At 74.6% G+C, this 21,920-nt stretch carries 18 protein-coding genes; 13 read left to right on the forward strand and 5 right to left on the reverse strand.

The window, feature by feature from the left end; all coding sequences use genetic code 11:
- Positions 1–18 precede the first annotated feature (18 nt).
- Entirely contained in the window at positions 19–1,857 is a 1,839-nt protein-coding gene (locus ACFLFB_RS18130; RefSeq protein ID WP_392543567.1) for a helix-turn-helix domain-containing protein, read from the forward strand.
- A 133-nt stretch (positions 1,858–1,990) separates the two neighbouring features.
- The gene (locus ACFLFB_RS18135) at positions 1,991–3,052 is read left to right on the forward strand and encodes an alcohol dehydrogenase catalytic domain-containing protein (RefSeq protein ID WP_392543568.1); all 1,062 of its coding nucleotides are present in this window, start codon (positions 1,991–1,993) and stop codon (positions 3,050–3,052) included.
- 17 nt (positions 3,053–3,069) lie between these two features.
- On the opposite strand, the gene ACFLFB_RS18140 is transcribed toward ACFLFB_RS18135, so the two are convergent.
- From ACFLFB_RS18140 to trxA, 3 genes are all read right to left on the reverse strand, one after another.
- A complete protein-coding gene (locus ACFLFB_RS18140) occupies positions 3,070–3,870 on the reverse strand; it encodes an alpha/beta fold hydrolase (RefSeq protein WP_392543569.1) in 801 nt (266 codons plus the stop codon).
- 405 nt (positions 3,871–4,275) lie between these two features.
- A complete protein-coding gene (locus tag ACFLFB_RS18145) occupies positions 4,276–4,533 on the reverse strand; it encodes a metal-sensitive transcriptional regulator (RefSeq protein ID WP_392543570.1) in 258 nt (85 codons plus the stop codon).
- A 61-nt stretch (positions 4,534–4,594) separates the two neighbouring features.
- Complete coding sequence (gene trxA, locus ACFLFB_RS18150; protein ID WP_392543571.1) at positions 4,595–4,990, reverse strand: thioredoxin; 396 nt, start codon at positions 4,988–4,990, stop codon at positions 4,595–4,597.
- Positions 4,991–5,125: 135 nt separating this feature from the next.
- Here trxA and ACFLFB_RS18155 point away from each other — a divergent pair, with 135 nt between their 5' ends.
- The 5 genes from ACFLFB_RS18155 to ACFLFB_RS18175 all read left to right on the forward strand — a co-directional run bounded on the left by ACFLFB_RS18155 (position 5,126) and on the right by ACFLFB_RS18175 (position 10,844).
- The gene (locus ACFLFB_RS18155) at positions 5,126–6,127 is read left to right on the forward strand and encodes a small ribosomal subunit Rsm22 family protein (RefSeq protein ID WP_392543572.1); all 1,002 of its coding nucleotides are present in this window, start codon (positions 5,126–5,128) and stop codon (positions 6,125–6,127) included.
- Positions 6,128–6,153: 26 nt separating this feature from the next.
- A complete protein-coding gene (locus ACFLFB_RS18160) occupies positions 6,154–6,429 on the forward strand; it encodes an HU family DNA-binding protein (RefSeq protein WP_392543573.1) in 276 nt (91 codons plus the stop codon).
- Positions 6,430–6,673: 244 nt separating this feature from the next.
- Positions 6,674–8,152 (forward strand): gamma-aminobutyraldehyde dehydrogenase, encoded by a 1,479-nt coding sequence (locus ACFLFB_RS18165; RefSeq protein WP_392543574.1) that lies wholly within the window; start codon positions 6,674–6,676, stop codon positions 8,150–8,152.
- Between the two features lie 77 nt (positions 8,153–8,229).
- The gene (locus tag ACFLFB_RS18170) at positions 8,230–9,603 is read left to right on the forward strand and encodes an aspartate aminotransferase family protein (RefSeq protein WP_392543575.1); all 1,374 of its coding nucleotides are present in this window, start codon (positions 8,230–8,232) and stop codon (positions 9,601–9,603) included.
- Positions 9,603–10,844 (forward strand): CDP-glycerol glycerophosphotransferase family protein, encoded by a 1,242-nt coding sequence (locus ACFLFB_RS18175; protein WP_392543576.1) that lies wholly within the window; start codon positions 9,603–9,605, stop codon positions 10,842–10,844. Before ACFLFB_RS18170 ends, ACFLFB_RS18175 begins: the two co-directional genes overlap by 1 nt.
- Here the strand turns inward: ACFLFB_RS18175 and ACFLFB_RS18180 are convergent.
- Positions 10,810–11,337, reverse strand: coding sequence for a hypothetical protein (locus ACFLFB_RS18180; RefSeq protein ID WP_392543577.1), 528 nt, complete (start codon positions 11,335–11,337; stop codon positions 10,810–10,812). The genes ACFLFB_RS18175 and ACFLFB_RS18180 overlap by 35 nt on opposite strands.
- Positions 11,338–11,815: 478 nt before the next feature.
- Here ACFLFB_RS18180 and ACFLFB_RS18185 point away from each other — a divergent pair, with 478 nt between their 5' ends.
- The 4 genes from ACFLFB_RS18185 to ACFLFB_RS18200 all read left to right on the forward strand — a co-directional run bounded on the left by ACFLFB_RS18185 (position 11,816) and on the right by ACFLFB_RS18200 (position 17,834).
- The gene (locus ACFLFB_RS18185; RefSeq protein ID WP_392543578.1) at positions 11,816–12,496 is read left to right on the forward strand and encodes a response regulator transcription factor; all 681 of its coding nucleotides are present in this window, start codon (positions 11,816–11,818) and stop codon (positions 12,494–12,496) included.
- The gene (locus ACFLFB_RS18190) at positions 12,496–13,878 is read left to right on the forward strand and encodes a sensor histidine kinase (RefSeq protein ID WP_392543579.1); all 1,383 of its coding nucleotides are present in this window, start codon (positions 12,496–12,498) and stop codon (positions 13,876–13,878) included. Before ACFLFB_RS18185 ends, ACFLFB_RS18190 begins: the two co-directional genes overlap by 1 nt.
- 196 nt (positions 13,879–14,074) lie before the next feature.
- Positions 14,075–17,380, forward strand: coding sequence for an SNF2-related protein (locus ACFLFB_RS18195; protein WP_392543580.1), 3,306 nt, complete (start codon positions 14,075–14,077; stop codon positions 17,378–17,380).
- A gap of 64 nt (positions 17,381–17,444) precedes the next feature.
- Positions 17,445–17,834, forward strand: a complete 390-nt coding sequence (locus ACFLFB_RS18200; RefSeq protein WP_392543581.1) for a VOC family protein — start codon at positions 17,445–17,447, stop codon at positions 17,832–17,834.
- A gap of 237 nt (positions 17,835–18,071) precedes the next feature.
- On the opposite strand, the gene fumC is transcribed toward ACFLFB_RS18200, so the two are convergent.
- On the reverse strand, positions 18,072–19,466 hold the full coding sequence (gene fumC, locus ACFLFB_RS18205) for a class II fumarate hydratase (RefSeq protein WP_392543582.1): 1,395 nt from the start codon (positions 19,464–19,466) through the stop codon (positions 18,072–18,074).
- Between the two features lie 216 nt (positions 19,467–19,682).
- Between fumC and ACFLFB_RS18210 the strand changes: the two genes are divergently transcribed.
- Together ACFLFB_RS18210 and ACFLFB_RS18215 are read left to right on the forward strand one after the other, a co-directional pair.
- On the forward strand, positions 19,683–20,504 hold the full coding sequence (locus ACFLFB_RS18210; protein ID WP_392543583.1) for an esterase/lipase family protein: 822 nt from the start codon (positions 19,683–19,685) through the stop codon (positions 20,502–20,504).
- 5 nt (positions 20,505–20,509) lie between these two features.
- Complete coding sequence (locus ACFLFB_RS18215) at positions 20,510–21,913, forward strand: wax ester/triacylglycerol synthase family O-acyltransferase (RefSeq protein ID WP_392543584.1); 1,404 nt, start codon at positions 20,510–20,512, stop codon at positions 21,911–21,913.
- Positions 21,914–21,920 lie beyond the last annotated feature (7 nt).

The raw sequence follows: 21,920 nt of genomic DNA on the forward strand, positions 1-21,920 counted from the left end.
CTCCCTAGGATCGGGGCCGTGACGAGCGAGCCGGAGCAGCAGACCCCCGCCGGGGACGTGCTGGCCCTCCTCGCCCTCCTCGCGGAGGACGCCCCCACCGCCGACGTCGCGGCGGCCCCCGCGCCGCCCGAGGCCCGCGACCTCGCGCTGCGCGTCACCGCCGCCCGCGAGGTGCACCAGCGCCGCGAGGCCGGGCTCAGCGCCCTGCTCGACACCGCCCGCGCCCTGGCCAGCGAGAACGACCCCGCGCAGGTCCTCGACGCCATCGTCCGGCGCGCCCGCTCCCTCCTGCGGGCCGACCTCGCCTACCTGACGCTGTTCGACCCCGAGCACCAGGACACCTACATGCGGGCGACCGACGGGTCGGTGTCGGCGCGGTTCCAGTCGGTGCGGCTCGCCCTGGGCGCCGGTCTCGGCGGCCTCGTCGCGTCCACGTACAAGCCCTACTGGACCGCCGACTACTGGTCGGACAACCGGTTCCGGCACACCGCGCCCATCGACGGCGCGGTCGGCGAGGAGGGGATCGTCGCCATCTGCGGCACGCCGCTGGTCGTCGACGGCACCTTCATGGGCGTGCTCTTCGCGGCCAACCGCAGCCCGCGACCCTTCGCCCTCGAGGACGTCGCCCTCCTCGGCAACCTCGCCACCCTCGCCGCCGTGACGCTCGTGCAGACCCGCGCCCTCGCCGACGCCGAGAACGCCCTCAAGGCCCTGTCCCAGGCCCACGACACCGTGCAGCAGTACGCCGCCGGGGTCGATAAGGCCGCGGCGGCGCACGACCGGTTCGCCTCCCTCGTCCTCGAGGGCGGTGGGGTCGACGACCTCACCCGCGCGCTCGCTGACCTCCTCGGCGGCTGGGCCGTGGTCGTCGGGGAGGACGGTGCCGTGCGCAGCGCGTCGCCGCGCGCCGGCTCGGTGCCCGACTCCCTCGCCGACCTCGATGGCGGCCGCCTCGTCGAGCGCGACGGCGTCTACGGCCTGGCGATCGCCGCCGCCCACGAGCGCCTGGGCACGCTGTTCGTCGGTGGGGTCGGCGAGCTCGACGACTCGGACCGACGCACGGTGGAGCGCGCCGGCGTGGTGACTGCGCTCGTCCTGCTCTTCGAGCGGCAGGCGGCCGACGCCCGGCAGTCGGCCCGCAACCGGGTGGTCTCCGAGCTCGTGTCGGCCCGCGGGTCGGAGGAGGACCGGCTCGAGCTGGCGCGGGGCGCCGGCGTCGACCCGGGGGCCGAGTACTGCCTCCTCGTCCTGCGCGGCGAGCCCGCGGCCTCAACGCGGGCGCTGCTGCTCTCGGCGGGCTCGGCCGTCGGTGAGGGCGCGCTCGTCGGCGCCCACGACGGCGACACCATCGCGCTCGTCCCCGGCTCCGACCCGGACGCCCTGGCGCGCACCACCGCCCAGCGCCTCGGCCGCCGCACCGCCGCGACCGTGGCCGGGGTGGGGCCGCTCACCGGCGTCGAGGGCATCCCCGCCGCGCACGAGGAGGCGGTGCGCACCGTGGCCGCGCTGGTCGCCCTCGGCCACCGCGGGCGCGGGGCGGCCGCCACCCAGCTCGGGTTCGCCGGTCTCATCGTCGGCTCGGCCCCGGACGTCGAGTCCTACGTGCGCCGCGAGCTCGGCCCGCTCGTCGACTACGACGCCAAGCGGGGCACCGACCTCGTCGGGACCCTCGCCGCGTTCTTCGAGGCCGGCCGCAGCCCGCTGCACGCCGCGGGGGCATTGCACGTGCACGTCAACACGGTGGCGCAGCGGCTCGAGCGGGTCGGCGCCCTCCTCGGCGAGGACTGGCAGGAGCCCGAGCGCTCCCTCGAGCTCCAGCTCGCGCTGCGCCTCACCCGCCTCCTCGACCACCCGTAGACCCGCGGCGAGTGCGGAAACGGTCGCCGGAGCAACCATTTGCGCACTCACCGCCACGCCGTCCCGCGGCGAGTGCGGAAACGGCGGCCGGGGCAACCACGTCCGCACTCACCGCCAGTGGGAGGGTGGAGGCGTGCGAGCCCTGACGTACGCCGCGTTCGGCGCCACCCCCGTCGTGGCCGAGCTCCCCGACCCCACGGCCCCGCCCGGCGGCGCCGTCGTGCGGGTGCTGGCGAGCGGCCTGTGCCGCAGCGACTGGCACGGCTGGATGGGCCACGACACCGACATCACGACCTTCCCGCACGTCCCGGGGCACGAGCTGGCCGGCGTCGTCGAGGCCGTGGGCGAGGGCGTCGACCCCACCTGGGTGGGGCAGCGGGTCACGGCACCGTTCGTGATGGCGTGCGGCGCCTGCGACGTCTGCGCCGCCGGTGACGGCCAGGTCTGCCCGCAGCAGCGCCAGCCCGGGTTCACCGACCCGGGGTCGTTCGCCGAGCTCGTCGTCGTGCACGCCGCGGGCACCAACCTCGTGCGCCTGCCCGACGGCCTCGACGTCCGCGCCGCGGCGGGACTGGGCTGCCGCGTGGCGACCGCGCACCGGGCCGTCGTCGCCCGCGGGGGCGTGAAGGCCGGCGAGCGGGTCCTCGTCATCGGGTGCGGCGGGGTCGGACTGGCCGCGGTGGCCGTCGCCCGGTCGCGGGGCGCGCTGGTGTGCGCCGTCGACGTCTCGGCCGCCTCCCTCGACCGCGCCCTCGCCAACGGGGCCGACGAGGTCGTCGACGCCTCGATCGGAGCCGACCGGGTCGTCGAGGCCGTGCTCCACTGGTCCGGCGGTGCGGGGGTCGCCGTGGGCGTCGACGCCCTCGGGTCTCCCGACGCGTGCCGGACGAGCATCCTGTCCCTGGCCCGCCGGGGACGGCACGTGCAGGTCGGGCTCCTGCCCCCGGACGCCGGGCGCGCCGACGTCCCGATGGAGCGCGTCATCGGGTGGGAGCTCGACGTCCTCGGCAGCCACGGGATGGCCGCGGCCGACTACCCGGCCCTGCTCGGCGACGTCGCGAGCGGGCGGCTGGTCCTCGCCGACCTCATGGCCCCCGACACCGAGCCGCTCGGGCTGGAGGAGGCCGGCGCGGCGCTCGTCGCGATGGGCGGGGCGCCCTCGCGCGGCATCCTCGTCGTCGACCCCTCCCGGTAGCGGCGGCCCGCCCGGGTTCAGTCGGGCAGGTGGTCCAGGAGCAGCGCGGTGAAGTCGGCCGGGCGCTCCATCGAGGGCAGGTGGGCGACGTCCGGCCAGTCGACCCGCCTGGCGCCGGGGACGAGCCCCTCGACGAGGTCGGCCGCCGCGCGGGAGGTCTCCAGGTCGAAGTGACCCACGAGAACGGTTGTGGGGCAGGTGATCTCGTCAAGGTGGTCGGTGATCGGCGGGTCGGGCTCGACCTCGTCGACGTCGTCGGGCCAGGTCTCGCCGAGGACGAAGACGGCGTGCTGCATCCGGCGGACCGCCTCGACGACGGCGGGGTCGACGGCCGACCGCTCACGCTCCGGTCCGACCACCCACGCGACGAGGTTCGCCTCGGTCGCGGCGTCGAGGTCGTCGGCCGCGAGCGCCGCCCGCTCGGCCACGAGGAAGTCCTGGAGGTCGCCGGTCAGCTCGGTCAGCAACGAGCCTCCCGGCGGCGCCAGCAGCAGGGAGGCGACCCGGTCGGGGTGCTGCAGCGCCAGGGTCACGGCCACCCCGGCGCCGAAGGAGGCCCCCACCAGGTGCGCCCGCGCGATCCCCAGCGCGTCGAGGAGCGCCACGACGTCGGCGACGTGGTCGAGCGGCCCGTCCGGCGGCGTCACCGACTCCCCGAAGCCCCGCAGGTCGGCCCGCACGGTGTCGCGCACGGCGGTGAGGTCGTCCCACTGCGGGTCCCACAGCCGGCGGTCGGCGACGCCGGCGTGGAGGAGGAGGACGGACGTGGCGCCGCGCGGCCCGCTCCGGTCGTGGGCGAGGCCGGGGGTGGAGGTCATCAGGCCATGAAAGCCCGCGGAGGTCGCCGTGCGCCACCGGGTTGTCGGGTGGAGACTGCCGGGATGGGACTGCGCGAGCGGTGGGAGGAGCGGGTCCTGCCACGCCTGACGCACCGGGCCCTGCAGGGCGAACCGGCGGCGACCTGGCGACGAGGCACCTGTGCCACCGCCCGTGGCGAGGTCCTCGAGATCGGGTTCGGGTCCGGTCCGAACCTCGAGCACTACCCACCCGCCGTCACCCACGTGCTGGCGGCCGAGCCGTCGGACCTCGCGTGGGAGCTCGCCGCCGACCGGGCGCGCGCCTTCGGGTGGCCAGCGGCGCGTGCAGCCGTGGTGGGGCCCGGCGCGGGTGGCTGCCACGTCGACCGTGACGTCGTCGCCCTGCTCCGGGGTCGGGGGACGCGCTCAGGCGAGCGAGAGGAAGAGCTTTTCCATCGCCGCGACGTCGGTCGTGCCGTCGGGGTCGGTGATGCACTGCCGCAGCCCCACGGCGATGACGGCGAAGCCGGCCCGGTCGAGGGCCTTGGAGACCGCCGCCAGCTGGGTCACGATGTCCTGGGCGTCGCGACCGTCCTCGATCATCTTCAGGACGCCGCCGATCTGGCCCTGCGCACGGCGCAGCCGCTTGACGACCGCCTGCATCTCTTCAGGGTTCAGCTCCATTGAGCGGGCCTTCCCCTCGACTGGTGGACGGCGCGACGATACCGGTGCGGGGCCGGCCTCGTCAGGCGTTCTGCGCGTCCGCCCCCGCGGCCGCACCGGCCTGCTGCGCGGCGAGCTGCGCGCGCACGTCCTCCATGTCGAGGCCCTTGACGCCCTCGATGACCTGCTCGAGCCCGGCCGGCGGCAGCGCCCCGGACTGGCGGTAGACGAGGATCCCCTCGCGGAACGCCATGATCGTGGGGATCGAGGTGATCTGCGCGGCCCCGGCGAGCGCCTGCTCGGCCTCGGTGTCGACCTTGCCGAAGACGACGTCGTCGTGCTTGGCGCTGGCCTTGTCGTAGGTCGGGGCGAACTGGCGGCACGGGCCGCACCACGACGCCCACCAGTCGACGAGGACGATGTCGCTCGTCGTGATCGTGGTCTCGAAGGTGTCGGCGGTCAGCTCGACGGTGGCCATGGTGCTGCTCCTCGGGGTCGACGGTCGTCGTGGTCAGGCGCTGGACCTGCTCGTTCCGGTCCGGCGCGTCAGGGGGTGGAACGCCACGGGCGCCCCGCATCATCCCGCGTGGCGGGGCGCGGCAGGATGGTCGGCGTGTCGGCCCCTCTCCCCCTCGCCCTCGACGCGGTGCTCGACGGGCTCCCGGCCGACGCCCTGCGCCGCGCGACGGCCACCCTCATCGAGGTCTACCGCAGCGGTGCCCCGCCCACCGCCCAGGTGCTGCGCGACCCCGTGACCGCCGCGGCCTACGCCGCCTACCGGATGCCCGCGACGCACGCCGCCGTGGCCCGCGCGCTGCGCCACGTCACCGACCTGGTCCCCGCCGCGGACCTCGGGGTCCGCTCGCTCGTCGACCTCGGCGGGGGCACCGGCGCCGCCACCTGGGCGGTCGCCGACGCCTTCCCCGACCTCGAGCGGGCCACGGTCCTCGACGGCTCGCCGGACGCCCTCGACCTCGGCCGCCGGATCGCCGGCCACGGCGACGGGGCCGTCGCCTCCGCCACCTGGGACCGGATGCTGATCGGCGCGAACCCCGTTGTGCCACAGGCGGACCTGGTCACCCTCAGCTACGTCCTCGGAGAGCTCGACGACTCCCTCCACACCCCCGTCATCGATGCCGTGGCCGCCGCCGCGCGCCTCACCCTCGTCATCGAACCGGGCACCCCGCGCGGCTACGCGGCCGTCCTCGCGGCGCGCGACCGCCTCGTTGCGGCCGGGTGGCACCTCGTGGCCCCGTGCCCGCAGGACGGCCCGTGCCCGGTGGCCGCGCGCGACGACTGGTGCCACTTCTCGGTCCGGCTCGACCGCTCGGGGCTGCACCGGCGCGTCAAGGGCGGGGCGCTGGGGTACGAGGACGAGAAGTTCTCCTACGTCCTCGCGAGCCGCGACCCGCTCCCCCGGGCGGCCGGTCGCGTGCTGCGCCACCCGGTCACCCGCAAGGGCCTGGTGCAGCTCGAGGTGTGCGACGCGACGGGGTCCACGGAGAGGGTGGTGGTCACCCGGCGCAGCGGAACCGCGTACCGTACGGCGCGCGACACGTCCTGGGGAGACGCGTGGCCACCGGAACCAGCCCTGTTAGGGTCAGTTGAGGAATGATTCCCAGTACCAAAGGAGCGTGACACATGACGAAGAAGGACATCGCGCAGGCCGTCGCCGGCCGCACCGACGTCTCCGCCACTGCCGCCGAGGAGATCCTCTCCGCGGCCCTGGACGTCATCGGCGAGCAGCTCGCCAAGGGCGAGGAGGTCCGCCTGGCGGGCTTCGGCACCTTCGAGACCCGTGAGCGTGCGGCCCGTACCGGCCGCAACCCGCAGACGGGCGAGGAGATCGCCATCGCCGCGTCGACCTCGGTCGGCTTCAAGGCCGCGGCGCAGCTCAAGCGCTCCGTCAACGGCTGAGCGACACCAAGCGCCTCGAGGCGCCGTGCACCTGCGGGTGGGCGGCGCCTCGTCGTTTCCCCGGCGCCTTCCCCCCGCCGTGAGTGCGGAACCGGTCGCCCCGGCAACCACGTCCGCACTCACGGCGGGATGGTGGGGTGGCGGGGTCCGTTCGTGCGACCGGCCCGCGGCGACGGATTCCGCAGGCTGAACGACCTCGCAGGCCCCCTTTCAGAAGGCCGGAGCCGTGCGTATGCTCGGAACCATGCACCAGTACATCGGCGGGGAGCGCCGTGACGCGTCCTCGGGCGAGACCTTCGACGTCCTCGACCCCAGCACCAACGAGACGCTCGAGACGGTGACCCTCGCCGGCCCCGACGACGTCGACGCCGCCGTCGCGGCCGCCCGCTCCGCCTTCGGGGAGTGGAGCCGCGCCACTCCCGTCGAGCGCTCCACCGTGCTGCTCAAGGCGGCCGCGCTGCTCGACGAGCGCGCCGAGGAGCTCGCGCAGCTCGAGAGCCGCCAGGCCGGCAAGCCGATCCGCCTCGCGCGCGAGTTCGACGTCCCCGGCACCGTCGACAACACCGCCTTCTTCGGCACGGCCGCCCGCCGCCTCGACGGGATGGCGAGCGCCGAGTACTCCGGCGACCACACCTCCTCCATCCGGCGCGAGCCGATCGGGGTCGTCGGTTCCATCGCCCCGTGGAACTACCCGCTCCAGATGGCGGCGTGGAAGGTCCTGCCCGCCATCGCCGCCGGCAACACGATCGTCCTCAAGCCGGCCGAGATCACCCCGCTGACCTCCCTCCTCTTCGCCGAGGCCTTCACCGAGGCCGGGGCGCCCGCGGGCGTCGTCAACGTCGTCACGGGCACCGGGCCGGTCGCCGGCGAGCACCTCGTCGGCCACGAGGACGTCGACATGACCTCGTTCACCGGGTCCACCGCCGTCGGCCGCCGGGTCATGGCCACCGCCGCGCGCACCGGCAAGCGGGTGCACCTCGAGCTCGGCGGCAAGGCCCCCTTCGTCGTGTTCGACGACGCCGACCTCGAGGCCGCCGTGCACGGCGCGGTGGCGGCCTCCCTCATCAACACCGGCCAGGACTGCACCGCCGCCACCCGCGCGATCGTGCACCGCAGCCTCCACGACGCGTTCGTCCAGGGCGTCGCCGACCTCATGGCCCAGGTCCGGATCGGCGCCACCGACGACGAGGCCACCGACCTCGGCCCCCTGTCGTCCGCCGCCCACCAGGCCAAGGTCGCCCGGATGGTCGAGCGCGCCCGCGGGTACGCGAAGGTCGTCACCGGCGGCGCGACCCCGGGTGGCGACCTCGCCCGCGGCTGCTACTACGAGCCCACCCTCGTCGCCGACGTGCCGCTCGACTCCGAGATCTGGCGCGACGAGGTGTTCGGCCCGGTGCTGGCCGTCGTCGCGTTCGACGACGACGACGAGGCGATCCGCCTGGCCAACGACACCCCGTTCGGCCTGGCCGCCTCCGCCTGGACCCGCGACACCTACCGCGCCGGGCGCGCCACCCGCGAGATCCGCGCCGGCTGCGTGTGGGTCAACGACCACATCCCGATCATCAGCGAGATGCCCCACGGGGGCTATGGCCACAGCGGGTTCGGCAAGGACATGTCGGCCTACTCGTTCGACGAGTACACGAACGTCAAGCACGTCATGCACGACGTCACCGCGGTCGCGCACAAGCCGTGGCACCGCACGATCTTCACCCTCCCCTCCTGACCCGCCCCTCCCCGGCCGGGCGCGGACCCCACCGCGCCTCCTAGGCTGGTGCGCGTCCACGCGACGAAAGGCCGACGATGACCGACTTCCTCACCCCGGAGATCCAGCCCGACCCCGAGCGCGGGGCCCGCGTCGCGCGCGACGACCGCGCCCACGTCTTCCACTCGTGGTCGGCGCAGGCCCAGATCAAGCCCCTGCCCATCGCGGGGGCGTCGGGCAGCCACTTCTGGGACTTCGACGGCAACCGCTACCTCGACTTCTCCAGCCAGCTCGTCAACGTCAACATCGGCTACCAGCACCCGAAGCTCGTCGCGGCCATCGCGGAGGCCGCGGCCCGCCAGTGCACCATCGCGCCGAGCTTCGCCGACGAGTCGCGCTCCGAGGCCGCCCGCCTCATCGCCGAGCGCGCGCCGGGGTCGCTGAACAAGGTCTTCTTCACCAACGGCGGCGCCGAGGCCACCGAGAACGCCATGCGGATGGCGCGGCTGCACACCGGCCGCCACAAGGTCCTCACCACGTACCGCAGCTACCACGGCGCCACGGCCGGCTCCATCACGGCCACCGGCGACCCGCGCCGCTGGGCCAACGAGCCCGGGATGCCCGGCATCGTGCACTTCTGGGGGCCCTACCCCTACCGCTCGCAGTTCCACGCGTCGTCGGCCGCCGAGGAGGGCGAGCGCGCCCTGCAGCACCTGCGCGACGTCATCATGGTCGAGGGGCCGTCGACGATCGCGGCGATCATGCTCGAGACGGTCGTCGGCACCAACGGCATCCTCGTCCCGCCGGACGGCTACCTCGCGGGGGTTCGCGAGATCTGCGACGAGTTCGGCATCGTGTGGATCGCCGACGAGGTCATGGCCGGCTTCGGCCGCTGCGGAGAGTGGTTCGCCGTCGACCACTGGGGTGTCGTCCCCGACCTCATCTGCTTCGCCAAGGGCGTGAACTCGGGGTACGTCCCGCTCGGCGGCGTCGTCATCTCCGACGCGATCGCCGAGACGTTCGAGCAGCGCGCCTTCCCCGGCGGCCTCACGTACTCCGGCCACCCGCTCGCCTGCGCGTCGGCCGTCGCCTCGATCCGGATCTTCGAGGACGAGGGCATCCTCGAGAACGTGCGCAAGGTGAGCGACACGGTCATCGCGCCGCGCCTGGCCGAGATCGCCGAGAAGCACCCGAGCGTGGGCGAGGTCCGCGGCCTCGGCTTCTTCTGGGCGCTCGAGCTGGTGAAGAACCCGGAGACCCGCGAGCCGCTGGTCCCCTACAACGCGAGCGGTCCCGCGGCCGGGCCGATGAACGACTTCGCGGCCGCCGCGAAGGCCGGGGGCCTGTGGCCGTTCGTGCACTTCAACCGCACCCACGTCGTGCCGCCGTGCACGACGACCGCCGAGGAGATGGCGCAGGGCCTGGACATCCTCGACCGGGCGCTCGACGCCGCCGACCAGCACGTTCTCTGATGGGGCTGGCCGACGACGTCGCGAAGGTCCGCGGCATCCTCACCAAGGGGGTGCGCGCGGTCCGGGCCCGTCGGCACGTGCTGGCCGAGCTCGGCCGCCGGCCGCGGGTGCCCGACGGCACGGTCGAGGTCGCGGTCTACTTCACCGACGGCCCGGAGAACCTCTACCAGCTCGACCAGTGGTACGAGCCGCTGCGCCGGCTGCACGAGCGGCACCACGTCACCGTCCTGTCGCGCAACTGGGAGGCGACCCGCGCCCTGCTCGCCGACTGCCCGGTGCCGGTGCACCACGCCCCCGACATCGACGGCGTCGAGGCGTTCCTCGGCCGACAGCCGGTGCGGGCGATCCTCTACGTCAACCAGAACCAGGCCAACTTCTCGGCGATGCGCTTCGCCGACCCCGCGCACGTCTTCATCTGCCACGGCGAGTCCGACAAGGACTACATGTCGAGCAACCAGCTCAAGGCCTACGACCACGTGTTCGTCGCCGGCGACGCCGCCAAGGAGCGCATCGCGCGCAAGCTCGTCGGGTTCGACGACTTCCGGCTCGTCGAGGTCGGGCGGCCCCAGGTCGACGTCACCTACCCGGGTCCCACGCTGCCGGATGACGGCCGCACCGTCGTGCTCTTCGCCCCCACGTGGGAGGGCGACCGCGCCAGCATGCGGTACTCGTCGGTGGCCAGCCACGGGCCGGCGCTCGTGCGCTCACTGGTGGCGACGGGGCGGCACCGGGTGGTGTTCCGGCCGCACCCGCGCACCGGCATCGTGCTGCGCGAGTCCAGGGCGGCCCTCGACGAGGTCATCGGCCTGTTGCGCGAGGCCAACCGGCGCGACCCCGCGGCCCAGCACGTCATCGACGTCGAAGGCGGCTTCGGCTGGCAGCTCGCCGCCGCCGACGTCGCGGTGATGGACGTGTCGGCCGTCGCGTACGACTGGCTCGCCACCGCGAAGCCGCTCCTGCTGACCCGGCCGGCTGAGCCGTCGGCGCTGCTGCCCGACGTCGGCCTCACCACCGAGAGCGACCTGTTCGACGCGGCCGACGCCGTGCGGGCGGCGGAGGTCGTCGACGCCGCGGTGGCGCACCCCTCCGACGCCCACGCCGCCCTCGTGCAGCACTACTTCGGTGACACGACCCCGGGCGCGAGCATGGCCCGCTTCCTCGACGCCTGCGACACGGTCGTCACCGACCGCGCCGCGGCGCTCGAGGTCAGGAACGCGCCGAGGACCTCGCCGGCAGGCTGACGCCGCACTCCTTCGCGGCCGCGGCGAGGTCGGCGCGCACGGCCTTGCGCTCGGCGTCGGTGAGCGGGCCCCAGGGGCGCTGGACGTCGGCCTCGCGCAGGCAGGTCCGCTGCTCGTCGGTCAGGCTGTCCCAGAAGGCGCGGGCGCGGGCGAAGGGGAGCTCGACGTCGCAGGCGTCGGCCGCCTTGGTCAGCTTCTCGCGCAGGGCGGTGCGCTCGGCGACGGACAGCGGCCCGACCGGGCGGGAGCCGACCTCCTTCTTCAGGCACGCCTGCTGGGTGTCGGTGAGGTCCTTCCACCAGCCGCGGGCGGCGCGGGCCGGGGCGGCGGCGGACGTGGCGTCGGCCACCGGCACGGCCGGCAGCGCGGCCTCGACGGCGGCGACGGGGGCCGGGGCCGCGCCCGCCGACGTGGCCGAGGTGGCGACGAGCGCCGTGGTGAGCGTGGCGCCGCCGAGGGCGAGGACGGTGAGCGAGGTGCGCAGGAGCGGCATCGGAGGACCTTTCAGTGGGTGATGGGTGGTGCGTGGTCGAGGACGACGTTCCCGCCCCGACCTCGGGGTCCCGTCGGGCGCACCTCGTGATCCGCTGGAGACCCCTGCGGCCTCTGGTCCACCCCGCGGGCTCTGGTCCACTCGGTCGGCTCTGGTCCACCTGCCCGGATGGCGTCGGAATCGCACCGCCATCCGCGCGGATCGACGCCACCCCGCGGGCTCTGGTCCACTCGGCGGGCTCTGGTCCACCTGCCCGGATGGCGTCGGGTTCGCACCGCCATCCGCGCGGATCGACGCCATCGCGCCGAGTGGACCAGAGCCCGCGGGAGCAGCAGGGCGGGCAGCCCCCAGCGCTCGGGTCCCGACGAGCGGAGGCCGACGCAAGGCGCCCGGAGCCCGGAGCCGGGCGCGCGGCATCCTCAGGAAGTCCCGAGGAAACCTCCAGCCAGCCGCGCACGACGCGTGGGAGCGTGCAGCCATGGCCCCGACCGTGCTCGTCGTCGACGACGAGGAGAACATCGCCTACCTCGTGTCGTCGGCGCTGCGCCTGGCCGGCCTGGAGGTCGCCACGGCCGACACCGGCACCGCAGCCCTGGCCGCCTGCACCCCCACGAGCCCCGACCTCGTCGTCCTCGACGTCATGCTCCCCGACCTCGACGGCTTCGAGGTGCTCAAGCGGCTGCGCGCCAAGGGGGTCCGCGCGCCGGTGCTGTTCCTCACCGCCCGCACCGACACCGCCGACCGGGTGCGCGGGCTGACCTCCGGCGGCGACGACTACGTCGTCAAGCCCTTCGCCCTCGAGGAGCTCGTGGCCCGCTGCCACCTCCTGCTGCGCCGCGGCGGCACCACCGAGACGAGCACCGGGCGCCACCAGGTGCACGACCTCGTCCTCGACGAGGACCAGCACCGGGTCTGGCGCTCCGACACCGAGATCGCCCTCACGCCGACGGAGTTCACGCTCCTGCGCTGCCTCCTCGTCAACGCCGGCCGGGTCGTCACGCGCGCCCAGATCCTCGACCACGTCTGGCAGTACGACTTCGCCGGTGAGTCGGCCATCATCGAGTCGTTCGTCTCGACCCTGCGCAAGAAGGTCGACGCCGGGGAGCCGAAGCTCATCCACACCGTGCGCGGGGTCGGCTACACCGTGCGGCTGCCCTGATGACGCTGCGCCGCCGGCTCCTCGTGGCGGTGGCCGCCCTCGCCGTCGTCCTCCTGGCAGCGGGGGGCGCCGTGGTCGCGGTGCAGCGGGCCTTCCTCCTCGACCGGCTGGACGCCCAGATCGCCGCCCTGGCCCGCAACCCTCGCGCCATCCTGCTGGCGTCGGCGCGGGCCGAGGCCGGGGCGCCGGCGGCAGGACTGTCGGACGTGTACGTGGGGCGGATGGGCGCCGACGGCCGGCTCGTCACGGTCCTCGCCCCCGCGGGCGACCCGACCCTCGTGCCGGCCCTGACCTCCGGCGAGCGCGTGACGACGCCGGCGGGGCGGGCCACGTCCTCCGGGGAGTCGCGGCGGGTCCGCGTCATCACCGCCCCGCTGCCGAACGGGCGCGCCCAGGCGGTGCTCGCCGTGCCGACCACGCCGGCCGACCAGGCGACCCGCCGGCTCGCGTTCACCCTCGGGCTGGTCGGGCTCGTCGCGGCCGGGGTGCTCGCGCTGCTCCTGTGGTGGGTCGACCGGCTCGGGCTGCGGCCGATCGCGCAGATGACCGAGGCGGCCGACGCCATCCGGGCCGGTGACACGACCCGGCGCGTCCCACCGGGGCCGCCGGGCACGGAGGCCGCGAGGCTCGGGGAGGCGTTCAACGCCCTCGTCGACTCGACGGCCGCGACGAACGAGCGGATGCGCCGGTTCGTCGCCGACGCCTCGCACGAGCTGCGCACCCCCCTCACCACGCTGCAGGGGTACGTCGCGCTGCACACCGGCCGCACGGGGTCCGGGCCGGATGACGACCGCTCGCCGGTCGACCCCGTCGTCGCCGACGCCCTGCGCCGGATCGGTGCCGAGGCGGCCCGCATGCGGCGGCTCGTCGACGGGCTGCTCGACCTCGCGCGGCTCGACGACGCCGAGGCCACCGGGGCGCTGCGGCCCGAGCCGGTGGACCTGGCGGGGGTGGTGAGGGACGTCGCCGCCGACCTCGCGGTGGTGGCGCCCGATCGCGCGGTGTCGGTGGAGGCGCCTGCGTCGCTCGTCGCCGTGGTGGACCGCGACCTCGTGACCCAGGCCCTGGTGGGGCTGACGTCGAACGCGGTGCGGCACACGCCACCGGGGACACCGGTGTGGCTGCGGCTCACCGCGGAGGACGGGGCGGTGCGGCTCGAGGTCGCCGACGCGGGGCCGGGCATCGACGCCGCGCACCTCCCCCACGTCTTCGAGCGCTTCCACCGGGTCGACCGGGCGCGCGCCTCGGCGAGCGGCGGGACGGGGCTCGGGCTGGCCCTCGTCGAGGCGGTGGCGCGGGCCCACGGGGGCACGGCGTCGGCGCGCTCCGAGCCCGGCGCCGGGTCGGTGTTCACGCTGACGCTGCCCGTTGCCTCCGGCTGACGCGTCGAGAGCAGGCGACACGCAGGCGCCCGGCCACGCCCCTGTGCGTGTTGCCTCCTCTCGACCTCGCGGGGGGGGCGCCCACCTGTGGACGACGGTTCCACGGATGTCGGTCGCCGGGCTTACGGTGGGTGGTTCAGGATCCCGACAGGGCGGGGTCCGCGTTCCTGCGGTGGGAGGTCGTGTGGTGGGTCGCGTGTTCACCGTCGACCGCCTCGCCGACCTCACGAACCGCGAGCTCGACGAGGTCTGCGGCACCGTCACCGTCGCCCGCGGCCTCGCGTACGCCAAGCGTGGGCAGGTCGTCGACCTCGAGGTCTCCGACGACGGTCGCGAGGCCTGGGGGTGGGTCGGCGGCAACAACGGCCAGACCTACACGACGCGCGTCTCCCTCACCCCCGTGGCCACGCCCGCGGCCGGCCGCCTCGACGTCACCCGCTGGGACAGCACCTGCTCGTGCCCGGTCTCGGGCGACTGCAAGCACGCGGTGGCGGTCACGGCCGCGGTCCGCGAGCGCCAGCCCGTCCTCGACCGCGCCGCCGGGCGCCCGTCGGCCCCGCCCCGCCCCACGTGGGAGCGCGCGCTGGGCGGCCTCCTCGACGACCCCGACGTCGAGACCGAGCACACGCCGGTGGGCGTCCTCATCGAGGAGGCGTCGGCCCCCGGGCGGGCGCGCGGTGACGCGCGGCCCCAGCTGCGCATCCGCCCCGTCGTGCCGGGCGTGCGCGGCGGCTGGATCCGCACCGGCGTCTCGTGGGAGTCCTTCGCCGGCGGCTACTACGGCTTCGGGCGGGTCAGCTTCACCGACGAGCACCGCGACGCCCTCACCGCGCTCGCCGACGCCCACCGCCGGTCGGTGCGCGCCTTCGGCTACGGCCGGATGCCCGACGCCATCCTCCTCGACCACCTCGGCCCCGCCTGGGTCTCGCTGCTGCGGGCCACCGACCGCGCCGGCGTCCGCCTCCTCACCGACCTCCAGGGCGGCGGCCACGTCGCCTTCGTCCCCGACCCCGCCGAGCTCGTGGTCGACGTCGTGCGCACCTCCGAGGGTGCCGAGCTGCACCCGCACCTCGACCTCCCGGGGGGCGTCGGCGCCACCCACCTCGTCGGTTCGCCCGCCACCGGGTTCTGGCTGCGCGACGACGGCGTGCTCGTCCTCGGCGCGCTCGCCGAACCCCTCGACGGCACCCGGCAGCGCCTCCTCGACCTCGGTGTCGTCGAGGTCCCCGAGGACGACTGGGCGCGGTTCACCGTCACCCACCTGCCGGCGCTGCGCCGCAAGGCCCGGGTGCGCAGTGCCGACGGCGCCCTCGACCTCCCCGAGGCCGTGCCGCCCCGGCTGGCGCTCGCGCTGCGGTACGAGCCGGGCCACCGGGTGTCGCTGACCTGGGGGTTCCGGTACGGCAGCGCGTCGGGGGGCGTGCTGGCGCCGCTCGCCCACGAGGACCCCGACCCGATGCGCGACCGCGCCGCCGAGCGCGCCCTCGTCGACCGACTGCACGACGCGTCGGCCGTCGACTCCTTCGCGCCGCTGTGGCAGGTCGTCGCGCGCTCGCGGCGCCTCGTCCCCGAGCTCACCCTCCACGGCATCCGCACCGTCGACTTCACCACCGACGTCCTGCCCGCCCTGCGCGAGCTCCCCGACCTCGAGATCGAGGTCACCGGCGACGAGCCCGACTACAGCGAGGCGGTGGAGGCGCCGCTCATCCAGGTGTCCGCCACCGACTCCGGTGGCTCCTCGGTCTCGGCCACCGACTGGTTCGACCTCGGCATCGCCGTCACGGTCGGCGAGGAGGACGTGCCGCTCGCCCCGCTCATCGAGGCGCTGGCGCGCGGGCACGAGCAGCTGATCCTCGACTCCGGCACGTGGTTCACCCTCGACCGTCCCGAGCTCGAGGCGCTGCGGGCGCTGGTCGAGGAGGCGCGTTCGCTGCAGGACAAGCCCTCCGACCCGCTGCGGATCTCGGCCGTGCACGTCGGGCTGTGGGAGGAGCTCGCGGCGCTCGGCGTCGTCGAGCAGCAGAGCGAGAAGTGGACCCGGTCGGTGTCGGCGCTCCTCGACACCGCCGACGGCGACCCGCCCGAGGTGCCGGCCGGGCTCGAGGCCACCCTGCGGCCCTACCAGGTCGACGGCTTCCGCTGGCTCTCGCTGCTCTGGGACCGCGGCCTGGGCGGCGTGCTCGCCGACGACATGGGCCTGGGCAAGACGCTCCAGATGCTCGCGATGGTGCTGCGGGCGCACGAGCGCGGCGAGCTCACCGATCCCGTGCTCGTCGTGGCGCCGACCTCGGTGCTGTCCACGTGGGCCGGCGAGGCCGAGCGGTTCGCCCCGGCGCTGAAGACCGTGGTCGTCGACCGCACCCGGGCCAAGGCGCGGATGTCGTTGTCCGACACCATCGAGGGCGCACAGCTCGTCATCACCTCGTACGCGGTGGCGCGCATCGACGAGGCGGCGTGGCGGTCGCGGCCGTGGGGCGCGGTCGTCCTCGACGAGGCGCAGTTCGTCAAGAACCACCAGGCCAAGACCTACCAGGCGGTGCGGCGGCTGTCGGCGCGCGCCAAGTTCGCCATCACGGGCACGCCGCTCGAGAACTCCCTCATGGACCTGTGGTCGCTGCTGTCCATCGTCGCGCCGGGGCTGCACCCTCGCCCGGCGCTGTTCCGCGAGCAGTGGGCCAACCCGATCGAGCGCGACGGTGACGCCGAGCGCCTCGCCGGGCTGCGTCGCCGCATCAAGCCGCTGATGCTGCGGCGCACCAAGGAGGCCGTGGCCACCGAGCTGCCGCCCAAGCAGGAGCAGGTCCTCTCGGTCGCGCTGCACCCGCGGCACCGGGCGGTCTACGACCGGCACCTGCAGCGCGAGCGGCAGCGCCTCCTCGGGCTCATCGACGACGTCCAGGGAAACCGGATCGCCATCCTGCGCGGGCTCACCGTGCTGCGCCAGATGTCGCTCGACCCCTCGCTCGTCGACGAGGCCTACGCGGGGCTCGCCACCTCGGCGAAGATCGAGACCCTCGTCGAGCAGGTGGGCGAACTGGCCGAGGAGGGTCACCGGGCGCTGGTGTTCAGCCAGTTCACCGGCTTCCTGCGGCTCGTGCGCGAGCGGTTCGAGGCCGAGGGGATCGCCTACGAGTACCTCGACGGCTCCACCCGCAACCGCGGCGACGTCATCAAGGCCTTCCGCGAGGGCGAGGCGCCGGTCTTCCTCATCTCGCTCAAGGCGGGTGGCTTCGGCCTCACCCTCACCGAGGCCGACTACGTGTTCGTCCTCGACCCCTGGTGGAACCCCGCCGCCGAGGCGCAGGCCGTCGACCGCACCCACCGCATCGGCCAGACCCGCCCGGTCAACGTCTACCGGCTGGTCTCGCACGACACCATCGAGGAGAAGGTCGTCGCCCTGCAGCAGCGCAAGCGCGACCTGTTCACCCGGGTCGTCGACGACGGCGCCGCGCTGTCCTCGGCGCTGACCGCCGACGACCTTCGCGCCCTGCTCGAACCCTGACCGTCCGGCGAATCCACAGGATCCACGGGTTGCGATCCGGGCCGAGAGGGTGTGGGGTGTCCGGGTGGACCTCAACCGTGCGGTACCGGTGCTCTCGGTGCCTGACGTCCCCCGGGCCGTCTCGGTGTTCCGCGACGTCCTGGGCCTCGAGGTCGTCATGGACCTCGGCTGGGTCGCCACGCTCGGCAGCGTCGAGGGGCCGCAGATCTCGGTGATGCACGAGGACGCCACGGCGGCGTGCAACCCCGACCTCTCCCTCGACGTCGAGGACGTCGACCTCGCGCACGAGCGGGCCCTCGACCTCGGGCTGGAGATCGTGCACCCGCTCACCGACGAGCCGTGGGGCGTGCGCCGGTTCTTCCTGCGCGACTCGGGCGGGAACGTCGTCAATGTCCTGTCGCACTCGGACGTGTCGGCCACGGCCGCGCAGGACCACCTCCGCGCCGCCGGCTGACTCCACGCGCCTCGACCCACCCCGCCCCGCCGGTGTTCCGCGTCTGATTGCGCTCTGCCAACGCTCAGGCGCCCCCAGGACGTCGGTACAGCGCAATCAGTCGAGGTCTGGGGGCCCGGTTCGCGGGCTCGCCTCCCCGCCGCCCCTGCCGACTTCGTGCGACTTGGGTGCGGTTTCTCGCGGCTCGGGGCGGAGAAACCGCACCGAAGTCGCACGAAGTCGGTGTTGCCGGGCCGGTCAGTCGGGGTGGGTCATGGCCGTCGGGTCGACCCAGCGGTCGTAGTCCTCGGCGGTGACGTGGCCCGAGGCGAGGGAGGCCTCGCGCAGGGTGGAGCCGTCGCGGTGGGCCTGCTTCGCGATGGCGGCCGCGGCGTCGTAGCCGATGTGGGGCGCGAGCGCGGTGACGAGCATGAGGTCGGCGTCGAGGTGCGCGGCGATGCGGTCGTGGTCGGCCTCGAGCCCGACGACGCAGTGCTGCGTGAACGACCGGCAGGCGTCGGACAGCAGCCGGACCGACTCGAGCACCGCGTGCGTCATCACCGGCGTGAAGACGTTGAGCTGGAAGTTGCCCTGGCTGCCGGCGAACCCGACGGTGGCGTCGTTGCCGAAGACGCGGGTGACGACCATCGTCATCGCCTCGGACTGCGTCGGGTTGACCTTGCCCGGCATGATCGAGGAGCCGGGCTCGTTCTCGGGGATCCGCAGCTCGCCGATGCCGGTGCGCGGGCCCGAGGCGAGCCAGCGGACGTCGTTGGCGAGCTTCATCAGGGCGCCCCCGAGGGTGCGCAGGGCCGAGGAGACGGCGACGAGCGCGTCGTGGGAGGCGAGCTGGACGAAGAGGTTCTCGGCCTGGTGGAACTCCTGCCCCGTCTCCTGCGCGAGGTGGCGGGCGACGAGCGGCCCGAACGCGGCCGGTGCGTTGAGGCCCGTACCGACAGCCGTTCCCCCGATGGCGAGGGCGCGCGCCTTCTCGCCGGCGTACCGGACGTCAGCCTGCGCGTCCCTGACCTGCGCGGCCCACGCGCCGATCTCCTGGCCCAGGGTCACCGGGGTGGCGTCCTGGAGGTGGGTGCGGCCGACCTTGACGACGTCGCCGAGCTCGTCGGCCTTGGCGTCCAGCGCGGCGGTCAGGGCGTCGACCGCGGGGTGCAGCCGCTCGGCCAGCTCGAGGACGACGGCCACGTGGACGGCCGTGGGAAAGGTGTCGTTGCTCGACTGGCTGCGGTTGACGTGGTCGTTGGGGTGGACGGGGTCCTTGCTGCCGAGCACGCCCCCGAGCACCTCCACCGCGCGGTTGGCGATGACCTCGTTGGCGTTCATGTTGCTCTGGGTGCCCGAGCCGGTCTGGAAGACAACGAGCGGGAAGTGGTCGTCGAGGTCGCCGCGGGCCACCTCGTCGGCGGCCTGCACGACGGCCCGCGCCACGTCCTCGGGGAGCAGGCCGAGCTCGGCGTTGGCGAGGGCGGCGGCCTTCTTCAGCAGCCCCAGGCCCCGGATGACCGGCCGTCCCCACACGAAGGTGTCGCGTCCGATGTCGAAGTGCTCGAGGCTGCGCTGGGTCTGGGCGCCCCAGTAGCGGTCGGCCGGGACCTCGACGGGCCCCATCGTGTCGCGTTCGGTGCGGGTCGCCATCCCCCCACGGTAGGCGTGCGCCGACCGCGACGGCAGGCGCACCCCATCCGGTCGAGGTGAAAGCCGACCCCCACACGGTCGGGTTCCACCTCGACCCGGCGCACCCAAGGGTCCCGACCGGGGTTGCGGTCTGCCACACTGCGAAAACCTGTCCCACCTCGCAGCGTCGCGACCCGGATGAGGGCCCCGCGGCGCCCGGACGAAGGAGCGTGCGCGATGCCCGGGCCCCTCGACCTCCCTGCTGCCGACGGCGTCCTCGCGCCCACGGCACGGATGGCGGGGCGCGAGTGGCGCAGCGCGCTCGAGCTGGCTCAGGCGGCGGTCCGCACCCGCGACCTGCACGAGTGGCCCCAGGGCGACGGCCACCCCGTCATCGTGCTGCCGGGCTTCCTCGCCGGCCCGGAGTCCACGCTCTTCCTGCGCGCCCACCTGCGCCGCCTGGGCTACCGCACCCACGACTGGCGCCAGGGCCGCAACCTCGGCGTGAGCCCCGGCCTGTCGCAGTCGCTCGAGGACCTGCTGCTCGAGGTCCACGACCGCTACGGGCGCCGGGTCAGCCTCATCGGCTGGAGCGCCGGCGGCATCTACGCCCGCGAGATGGCGCGCACGCACCCGCACTACACGCGCTCGGTCATCACCCTGGGCAGCCCGTTCCGCGGCCACCCGGAGTCGACCCGCGCGTGGGGCGTCTACCGCTGGCTCAACCGCGGCGAGCACACCGCCGCCCTGTTCACCGAGGAGGCCCGGGCCGCCCGCGCCGCCCCGCTGCCCGTCCCCACGACCTGCGTCTACAGCCGCCACGACGGCATCGTCGCGTGGGAGTGCTGCGTGTCCGAGCCGGCCGACCGCACCGAGAACGTCGAGGTCACGGCCAGCCACCTCGGGTACGGGCACGAGCTGGAGACGCTGCGCGTCGTCGCCGACCGCCTCGCCCAGCCGGAGGGCGCGTGGTCGCCGTACGTCCGGCCGGTCGCCCGGACGCTCCCGGCCGAGCGCCTCGAACCCCATGGCGAACGCCACCGCGGCCGGGCAGGCTGACCTCCGTGGCCCGTACCGCCTGGGCCTCGCCGCTCGACGCGTTCTTCCTCATGGCCGAGACGCCCGAGATGCCGATGCACGTGGGCGCCCTGCTCCAGTTCACGTACCCGCCCGGCGAGGAGGACACCTACCTGCGCCGGCTCGTGACCGACCTGCGTGCGGCCACCGTGGAACCGCCGTGGACGATGCGGCTCCAGACCGTCGGGGTGCGCCGCCAGCCGGTGCACCGCTGGGTCGAGGACGACGAGTTCGACCTCGACTACCACGTGCGCCACCTCGGCCTCCCGAGCCCGGCCGGCGAGCGCGAGCTCGGCATCCTCGTGTCGCGGATGCACTCCAACCCGCTCGACCTGCGCCGGCCACCGTGGGAGATCACCTTCGTCGAGGGCCTCGAGGGCGGCCGCTTCGCCGCGTACGTGAAGATCCACCACGCGCTGGTCGACGGCTTCACGGGCATGCGGATCCTCCAGCGTGGCCTCACGACCGATCCCGACGACCGCGACCACCCGTTCTTCCTCAGCAGCCGCCGCACCCGCCGGCCCGGCACCCGCCCGGACCCCGTCGCCGACGTGACCTCGGTGCTCAGCGGGCTCGGCACGTCGCTGGGCTCGGCGCCGTCGGTGGGGCGGGCCCTGCTCGACACGCAGCTGCGGCGCGGGCAGCCCGCGGGCACCAAGGCCGTGACCTCGTACCAGGCGCCGCCCTCCATCCTCAACGGCCGGGTCGGAAGGGCCCGGCGGTTCGCCACCCAGCAGCTCGAGGTCGACCGGCTGCGCGCCATCGGCAAGGCCCGCGGCTCGACCCTCAACGACGTCCTCATGGCCGTGTGCGCCGGTGGGCTGCGCGACTTCCTCACCGGCCTCGACGCCCTGCCCGAGCGTCCCCTCATCGGCTTCATCCCGGTGAACGTCCGCCCCAAGGACAGCCAGGGTGGCGGCAACCTCGTGGGCGCGACCCTGGTCTCGCTGGCCACCGACATCGAGGACCCCCTCGCCCGGCTCGCGGCGATCACCGCGTCGGCCCGCGCCGCGAAGGCCCGGATGCGCGGGATGACCGCCGATGCCGTGGTCGCCTACAGCGCCCTGCTCCTCGCCCCCGCGGGACTGCAGGTGCTGCGCGCGATGAGCGGCCTGCCCGTGCCGCTGCCCCTCCCCCTCACCCTCAACGTCTGCATCTCCAACGTCCCCGGCCCGACCGAGCACCTGTACTGGCGCGGTGCCCGGCTCGAGGCCACCTACCCCGTCTCGATCCCGGGGCACTCAATGGCGCTGAACATCACCGCGAACTCGTACGCGGGCATGCTCGACGTGGGGTTCGTCGGCGACCGCGACGGCATCCCCCACCTGCAGCGCCTCGCGGTGCGCACCGGTGAGGCGCTCGACGGGCTCGAGGCGGCCGCCGCGGTATGAGGACGCG

This window comes from Oryzobacter telluris (assembly GCF_043099285.1).
GTDB lineage: Bacteria > Actinomycetota > Actinomycetes > Actinomycetales > Dermatophilaceae > Oryzobacter > Oryzobacter telluris.